7 protein-coding genes are annotated in these 8,075 nt (G+C 40.2%); all 7 read left to right on the top strand.

The genetic code is table 11. From position 1 onward, the window contains the following. Positions 1-87 precede the first annotated feature (87 nt). The 7 genes from phsA (at position 88) to CVS93_RS06385 (ending at position 7,873) form a co-directional block, all read left to right on the top strand. Positions 88-2,361: a thiosulfate reductase PhsA gene (phsA, locus tag CVS93_RS06415; RefSeq protein ID WP_107687005.1), complete on the top strand. Its 2,274-nt coding sequence runs from the start codon at positions 88-90 to the stop codon at positions 2,359-2,361. Between the two features lie 9 nt (positions 2,362-2,370). Then, entirely contained in the window at positions 2,371-2,934 is a 564-nt protein-coding gene (locus CVS93_RS06410; RefSeq protein ID WP_107687004.1) for a 4Fe-4S dicluster domain-containing protein, read from the top strand. Next, positions 2,927-3,862 carry an NrfD/PsrC family molybdoenzyme membrane anchor subunit gene (gene nrfD, locus CVS93_RS06405; protein WP_107687003.1) on the top strand — a complete coding sequence of 312 codons (936 nt, stop codon included), beginning with the start codon at positions 2,927-2,929 and terminating at the stop codon, positions 3,860-3,862. Before CVS93_RS06410 ends, nrfD begins: the two co-directional genes overlap by 8 nt. A gap of 90 nt (positions 3,863-3,952) precedes the next feature. Then, entirely contained in the window at positions 3,953-4,621 is a 669-nt protein-coding gene (locus CVS93_RS06400) for a response regulator transcription factor (RefSeq protein ID WP_107687002.1), read from the top strand. Continuing rightward, positions 4,605-5,711 carry a sensor histidine kinase gene (locus tag CVS93_RS06395; protein WP_107687001.1) on the top strand — a complete coding sequence of 369 codons (1,107 nt, stop codon included), beginning with the start codon at positions 4,605-4,607 and terminating at the stop codon, positions 5,709-5,711. Before CVS93_RS06400 ends, CVS93_RS06395 begins: the two co-directional genes overlap by 17 nt. A 49-nt stretch (positions 5,712-5,760) precedes the next feature. Then, a complete protein-coding gene (gene ruvB, locus CVS93_RS06390) occupies positions 5,761-6,771 on the top strand; it encodes a Holliday junction branch migration DNA helicase RuvB (RefSeq protein ID WP_021090089.1) in 1,011 nt (336 codons plus the stop codon). Beyond that, positions 6,764-7,873 (top strand): cytochrome C, encoded by a 1,110-nt coding sequence (locus CVS93_RS06385; protein ID WP_199907243.1) that lies wholly within the window; start codon positions 6,764-6,766, stop codon positions 7,871-7,873. The genes ruvB and CVS93_RS06385 overlap by 8 nt, the downstream gene beginning before the upstream one ends. The last annotated feature ends 202 nt before the right edge of the window (positions 7,874-8,075 follow it).

Here is an 8,075-nt window from a genome sequence, read left to right as displayed (position 1 = left end):
AAATATAAATATTAAGTAAAATTTAATTTTATTTTCAACTTTAAATACTAGAATAACTAAAGGCAAATATCTTTTAAAGGGAGAAAGATGAGCTTAAATAGACGAGAATTTTTAAAATTCGGTGCCGGAGTTAGTATGGTTGCATCATCCTTACCGGGTGGTGCTTTAGAAAATGCTGCAAAGCAAGATGAGAAGTACGTCCGTAGCTTTTGCGAGATGTGCTCTTCAAGATGCCCCATCGAAGCAAAGGTTGTTGATAATAAAATTTGCTTCTTAAGCGGCAATCCAAAAGCTGGTGGTACGGCGACTTCGCTTTGTGCAAGAGGCGGTTCTGGTTTTAGCCAGCTTTATGACGAAAATAGAGTCAAAAAGCCTTTGATCAGGGTTGGTGAGAGAGGCGAAAATAAGTGGCGCGAGGCCAGCTGGGACGAGGCACTTGATCTAGTTGCTTCAAAAATGCTTGAGATCAAGCAAAAGTATGGTCCTGAAAGCTTTGTCTTTACCTGTAAAAGCTCACAAACACATAAGCTAATGGTAAATTTTGCCTCAGCTTACGGCTCGCCAAACTGTTTTTCACACTTTTCGTGCTGTCCGATCACCTATCAAATGGTCTGTGAGCAGATGTATGGCATAGCTAAACTAAAAAGAGACTTTGCAAATGCAAAATACGTTGTAAATTTTGGCCACAATCTTTTTGAAGGCATAGTTATAGCCGATGCTAAAAAGCTTGCTAAATTTGCGGCTAAAAAAGATACAAAGCTACTTGTGCTTGAGCCAAGATTTAGCGTGGTAGCTTCAAAGGCTGATGAGTGGCTACCAGTTAGACCTGGCACCGATCTAGCTTTTGTGCTAGCTATCATAAATACATGGATACAAAATGGCACTTACGATAAAGAATTTATTGAGAAATTTACAACCGGCTTTGATGAGATCGTTAAAAGCGTAGAGGGCAAAACGCCTGAATGGCAAGAGACAATCACCGGCATAAAAGCAAGTGATGTTAGACGCATCGCCGATGAAATTTATAAAGCTGCCCCAAGAGTTATTTTTGATTTTGGGCATAAGACAACCACCACAAAAGCTGAATACATGAGGACAAAGGCCATCATGGTGGCAAATGCAATGATGGGTAACTGGGAGGTCAAAGGCGGTCTTTTTGGTGGCAAAAATGCAAAAACCTTTAACAAACTAGTCGGTGAGGATAAATTCCCAGTTCTTAAAAATCCAGATGAGAAATTTAAAGTGCCAAAAGTCACTAGACTAGACTTTGCTGGCGAGACTGGTAGGCATAAATTTGTAAGTAGAAAACATGGCGTTTTGATGGATATAAATGACGCTATCTTAAACGAAAAGCCTTACGCCATAAAAGGCTGGTTTAACATCCGATTTAATCACCTAATAAACGTTGCTGAGACGATGAAGAGCATAGAGGCGATGAAGAAGCTTGATTTTATCGTGGTAAGCGATGTTTATCTAAACGATATGGCGACATTTGCTGATGTTATCTTGCCTGAGAGTAGCTACCTTGAGCGCGACGAGGGCATAGAGGATAAGTCAGGTCTAAAGCCAGCTTATATGATAAGAAATAAAGTTATTGATCCAGTTGGCGACACAAGAGATGGGGCGTTTATCTTTAGAGAACTAGCACGCCGCATGAAGATAGATGAGCTTTACACTTGGAACGACATACGTGAGTTTAGGATGCAGCAAGCTGGTGGAGATGTAAATTTACTTGCTGCGCTGGAAAAAGATGGCTTTATCACGTGGGATGAGCCGGGAATTTTGTTTAGAGAAAAAGGCATGATCGATAAATTTATCGCTAAATATCCAGTCGCTGCTAAATTTGTAGGCGAAAATGGCCTAATGGATGATATGGCTAAGCTTAAAACAAAAAGCGGCAAGATAGAGCTATTTTTGCCTGATGTCGAGGCGCAGTTTGCAGGATATGGCGCGCTAAATGATAAAGATATGGACACATTTGACGGACATGATCTTTGCTTAACTTGCGGCAAAACACCTATTCATACCAATGGACATACTCAGGCGGTACCGTCGCTTCATGATCTTATGAGTGATAGTCCAATTTGGATAAATCCAAAAACAGCTAAACGTAAAAATTTACGTGATGGCGATATGGTCGTGGTGAAAAATAAATTTGGCGAGCAAAAGGGCAAGCTCATGGTGACCGAGGGCATTAGAGAAGATACACTCTTTATCTATCACGGCTTTGGACACATCACCCCAGCTCTTAAGAGTATAGATCACGTGGGGCTAAATACAAGCGTGCTTCTTAATCCAGCCGAAGGGCCAGTGGCTGCAACCATGGTTACAAATGTTGGCGTTAGCATAAGTAAAGCGTAAGGATAGAAAATGAAAAAATATATGATGATACATGATGAAAATTTATGCATCGGCTGTCAAGGCTGCTCGGTAGCTTGCAGAAGTGCAAACAACGTACCAAGGGGACTTTACCGCTTGCAGGTGCATGCAAAGATGAGTGGGACATTTCCAAATTTAAAGACTGATTTTTTACGTCAAAGCTGTGTTATGTGCGAAGATGCACCTTGTGTTGAGGTTTGCCCAACTGGTGCTAGTTTTAAAACAGCTGATGGCGTGACGCTGCTTGATCATAGAATTTGCGTTAGTTGCAAATACTGCATCCTAGCCTGTCCATACGACGCTCGCTACGTCTTGCCAAATGGTGAGATAGGAAAGTGTACATTCTGCTATGAGAGCAGGCTAGAAGAGGGTAAAGAGCCAGCATGTGTTAGTGTATGCCCTACAAATGCACTAACTTTTGGCGATATCAATGACGAGAACTCCAAAGTATCAAAACTACTAAAAGAGTCAAAATACTACTTGCCAAAAGAGGAACTAAAAACAAAACCTCTACTTGCAATGATCGCAAATACAAAAGGAGCACACAATGAATAGCATGTCAGGAAGTCTAGCTCAGTACACTGAAATTTACTGGGGCTGGCCAATAGCATTTTATCTATTTTTAGCAGGACTTAGTGCTGGTGCTAGCATCGTTGCAGTGCTTTTAGCTGGCAAATACGGCAAAGATAACTATTACTTCAAAGCAGCCGCTCTTATCGCTCCAGTAGCGATCATTTTTGGTCTTGCGCTTTTGGTAGTTGATCTTGGTAAGCCGCTAAGCTTTTACTGGATCTTGTTGCTTTACAACTTCGACTCAGTTATGTCAATAGGTGTTGCTCTGCTTCTAGTTTATACTCCGCTAAGCGTTGTGTATGCAGTTGGTGCATTTAAAAATGAGATAGCGTCACTTAAAATTTCTATTTGTGACTTAGTTGCAAATTTGGCCGAGAAGCTTTCAGGACCAATAGGAATTTTGCTTTTCATCCTAGGCATTGGTGTTGGTGCATATACAGGCTTCTTGCTAAGCGCAGCTCATAAGATAGCACTTTGGAACACACCAGTTCTACCAGTATTATTCTTAGTGTCTGGCTTAAGCTGTGCTGGTGCATTTACACTATTAATCGGCGTGCTAAAAGATAAGGAGAAAAAGCATAATGATGCCGCGCACTATCTATTAAAATTTGACTTTTTTGCGATTATAGTTGAGTTTTTACTTATAGTTGCACTTTTCGTGCTTGTTTCAAATGCAAGTGCAAGCGGCGCAAACACAGTAGCAAACGCACTAAGTGCAAATTCTCTTGGCTTGATGTTCTATATAGGTGTTATTGGTTTTGGTATGGCGTTGCCTATCATTCTAGACTTAAGCGTTTTAAAAGCGCATGATTTCAAACGTGAAATTGCTGTATTAAACGCTATTTTTGTTATCTGCGGTGTCTTTTTACTAAGATGTTACATAGTTTACGCAGGTCAAATTTTTATTTAATACTTAAAAAAGAATTTTAATTTGGAATTTACCTATTAAGTATTAAAATAGATACAATTCTTATTAAAGTTTGTTTTTTAGGAGAGCGTTTTGAAGATTTTGCTTTTAGAAGATGACTTAGGGTTTCAAGAGAGCGTCTGCGAGTTTTTGCAGACGCTAGGTTATGAGGTTTGTGCGGTAAGTGATGGACAAGAAGCTTGTGATCTGATAGAGAAAAATTTCTATCATCTTTTTATACTTGATATAAAAGTACCTGGTGTAAACGGTCATGAGGTTATCAAGTATATAAGAAGTCTAAATCCAAGTGCCCCTATCATGATAACAACATCTTTAGTTGATATAGGTGATATGGCGATTGGCTACGAGCTTGGCTGTAATGAATACCTAAAAAAGCCATTTGAGCTTGCTGAGCTTAAATTTAGAGTAGCTGAGCTTATGCGAAAGTACTACGGCACTGACGATAAAAACATAGTCAAGATAAATGAAGAGTTTAGCTTTAATCTAAATAAGCGAGTGCTATATAAAAACGGCAAAATGGTTGATCTTAGTGCAAAAGAGGTCGCTTTGGTCGAGTGCTTGGTGACTCACCTAAATTCTTACGTCAGTATGGAAGAGCTCAGAGATCTTGTCTGGAACGATAAAGATATAGAGGGCGCTGATATAAGAATGCACGTTTTAAAGATAAGAAACAAAACGACAAACGACTTTATCATCTCAAAGAGGCGCATAGGCTATAAAATAGATGCACAAGAGCTTTAAGATTCAGATCATAGCGACATTTGTGATAATGTCGCTATTTTGTTTTCAAAGCTTTGTGATCCTAAATTTAAGCCAAAAAAACAGCACTTCCAAAGCTCTTTTTGGTGCTATGAAACATGAAAATATCATCAAAAATTCATTTCTAAAAAACGAAAACATAGCTATTTCTTTAAAATATAAATTTGCAATCTACGATGTAAATTTTAAACCAATTATCTCAACTCTCACAAAACAGCCAAGTAGCTTTAAATTTGTAACACTTGAAGAGGACGGATATCTATTTTACAAGAGCTTTTTTATAAAAGATAAGACCCCTTACTACATCGTCGTAGAAAAGGAGCTTGATAATAAAAAGAACATCTTTTTAACGGCCATCATGCTGCTTGTCATCCTTGTGGCAGTGCTTTTTATCGTATATTTTTTATATCTAAGCAGCGTTAAGCCCTATAAAGAGTTTCAAAAGTATATGAACAACTTTTTTAACGACGCCATGCACGAGCTAAAGACCCCACTTGGCGTAGCTGGTATGAACCTTGAGATGCTTGGACTTGAAAACAAGTATATAACCCGCATCAAAAATGCCCTAAAACAGATGCAGATAACCTACGAAGATGTCGAGTACTTCATAAAGCGAGGCTACATCAAATTTCCACTTGAGAGGCTAAATATAGGCGAGTATGTTAAAGAGCGAGTGAAATTTCTCTCAAGCGTGGCTGATGTCAAGAGCATCGAGATAAAGACAAATTTAGCAAGCGATGCATTTACTATGCTAAGCAAGGTCGAAGCTCAGCGTATCATCGACAACACCATCACAAACGCTATAAAATACAGTCAAAAAGAGAGCGAGATACTAATAAATTTAAGCTTTGAGAATGAGCGCATAAAGCTTAGCGTGCAAGACTTTGGCAAGGGGATAAAGGACGTCAAAAAGGTCTGGAAACGTTATGTAAGAGAGGATGAAATCCAAGGTGGCTTTGGTCTTGGGCTAAATATCGTCAGTGAAATTTGCCAAAAACATGGCATTACATACGGCGTTGATAGCGTCTATGGCGAGGGCAGCACCTTTTATTATAAATTTAAACGAGCTTAAATTAAGCATAAAAGCGTAAAATGAAGCCTTAAATTTAGAAGGAAAAACTTTGGATAGAATCGTTGAAATCGAAAAAGTAAGCTTTGAAAATGACTTTGAAGTCTCGCTTAGACCGACAAAATTTGAAGACTACATCGGCCAAGAAAAGATAAAGCAAAATTTAGATGTCTTTATAAAAGCCGCCAAAAAGAGAAATGAGTGTCTAGATCACGTGCTATTTTACGGCCCTCCAGGACTTGGTAAAACGACACTTGCTCACATCATCGCAAATGAAATGGGCGTAAGTATCAAAATGACCGCAGCGCCGATGATAGAAAAGAGTGGTGATCTTGCGGCGATCCTTACAAATTTACAAGAGGGCGACGTGCTTTTTATCGACGAGATACACCGCCTAAGCCCAGCTATCGAAGAGGTGCTTTACCCTGCTATGGAGGACTTTAGGCTTGACATCATCATAGGCTCAGGGCCTGCGGCTCAGACTATCAAGATAGACCTACCAAAATTTACGCTTATTGGCGCAACGACGCGTGCTGGTATGATCTCAGCGCCACTTAGAGATCGCTTTGGAATGGACTTTAGGCTGCAGTTTTACACAAGTAGTGAGCTAAGCCGTATCGTACAGATCGCCTCAGCTAAGCTTGGCAAAGAGTGCGACAAAAACGCCTCGCTTGAGATTGCCAAACGCTCACGTGCCACGCCAAGGATCGCTCTTAGACTATTAAAGCGAATTCGCGACTTTGCCGAGGTAAATGACGAGCAAATCATCAGCCACGAGCGTGCAAAAGAAGGGCTTAACGCACTTGGTGTAAATTCGCTTGGATTTGACGAGATGGATATTAGGTATTTAGAAATTTTGATGCAAGCAAGGCGCCGTCCTATGGGGCTTAGCACGATCGCAGCGGCACTTAGCGAGGATGAGGGCACGGTTGAGGACGTCATCGAGCCATATCTGCTTGCAAATGGCTTTATCGAGCGCACCGCAAAGGGTAGAATCGCGAGTGCGAAGTGCTTTGAGACCTTTAACGTCAAGATCGACATCGAAAAAGGGCTTTTTGAGTAGCAAAATTAAATTTGGAGCAAAAATGGGTGAGCCACATCTTTGTCCTAGGTGCGAGCAAAGGACGATTTACTTTGATGGGATCTGCTATGATTGCAGGCAAAAAGAGAAGATGGAGTTTTATCAAGGCTTAAGCGAGGCTGAGATTAAGCAAAAGCTAAAAAATGTCCTAGCTCACACAGACGATATAGGCAAATATGATGAAATTTATAGCGATCTTGTCTATATTTTCTACCTACACGGAATTTGCGACGAGCAGATAATAAGAGAAGTGACCAAAGAGTGTGAATACTACCCGTTTGAAATTTACAAAAACGCCCCAAGTGATGTAAGAGATGAGCTCATAAATAGTCTAAATGACGCTGAAAATATGGTAAAAATCAATCACATCCTTTGCGCACTTGCCTGGCAGGGCGATGAGGTGGTAAGGGAGCTATTTTTTAAGCTCTATAATGCGCCAAAGCCTTGGAAAGCAAAGCTTCATGTTGATACTGACGCATACGCTCAGGTTGCTGGCTGGAGCTTTGACGAGAGTGGTAAGAGAAAAAGCCTAGTTTTTGATAGGTGTTTTACATGTGGGCCAAGCCAAAACGCAGACGCAAGCGTTAAATTTAAAGCACTGAGTGATGAAAAATGTAAATTTTGTAGCGGCGAGATGCTGGAATTTATCATCAAAAAAGAGAGTCTAAAGCGACTTGGGCTAGAGCTTAAAAACGATGCTGTGCTTAAATTTTGCCCAACATGCGTTGGCCTTGTGCAGTATTTTTGCCAAAATGACGGCAATAGCGTGCAAACAGAGGTAGTAGGCGAGGGTGATAGCGAAGATTATTTAAGAGATGCTGTGGCAACGCTCGATGGGCAAAATTTCGAGCTGGCTAGCGAGGTTTGCGCTCACTACTCATATATGATAGATAGCGAAATTTTGCTTGGTGGATATCCGCAGTGGGAGCAAGATGCTGAGCATTTAAAATGTCCAAAATGTAGCAAAAGCATGAAATATCTAGCACAAATTCCTCTTGGAAGTCTAGTAGATGGCGAGGGAACTATATATGTTCAAATATGTGATGAATGCGAGATCGTCGGGACAAATTTTCAGTGCACGTAAAAGTCTAAATTTGTAGGAGCTTTTGAGCTAGAAATTTTGCGTAAAACTATAAATTTATCTAAATTTACTAAGCGCCAGTAGCATGCTAAAAATGCCAAAAGCCTAGCCGTACTTGCTAGCTTTGCAAGCTTGATGGCAAAGAGATTGAGCAAATTTGGGAAGCAAATGAGCAGCTTTGATAAATTTGCTATAATTACCCCAT

The organism is Campylobacter concisus (genome assembly GCF_003048535.1).
Taxonomy (GTDB): Bacteria; Campylobacterota; Campylobacteria; order Campylobacterales; family Campylobacteraceae; genus Campylobacter_A; species Campylobacter_A concisus_S.
This window is presented reverse-complemented; position numbering and strand designations above follow the sequence as displayed.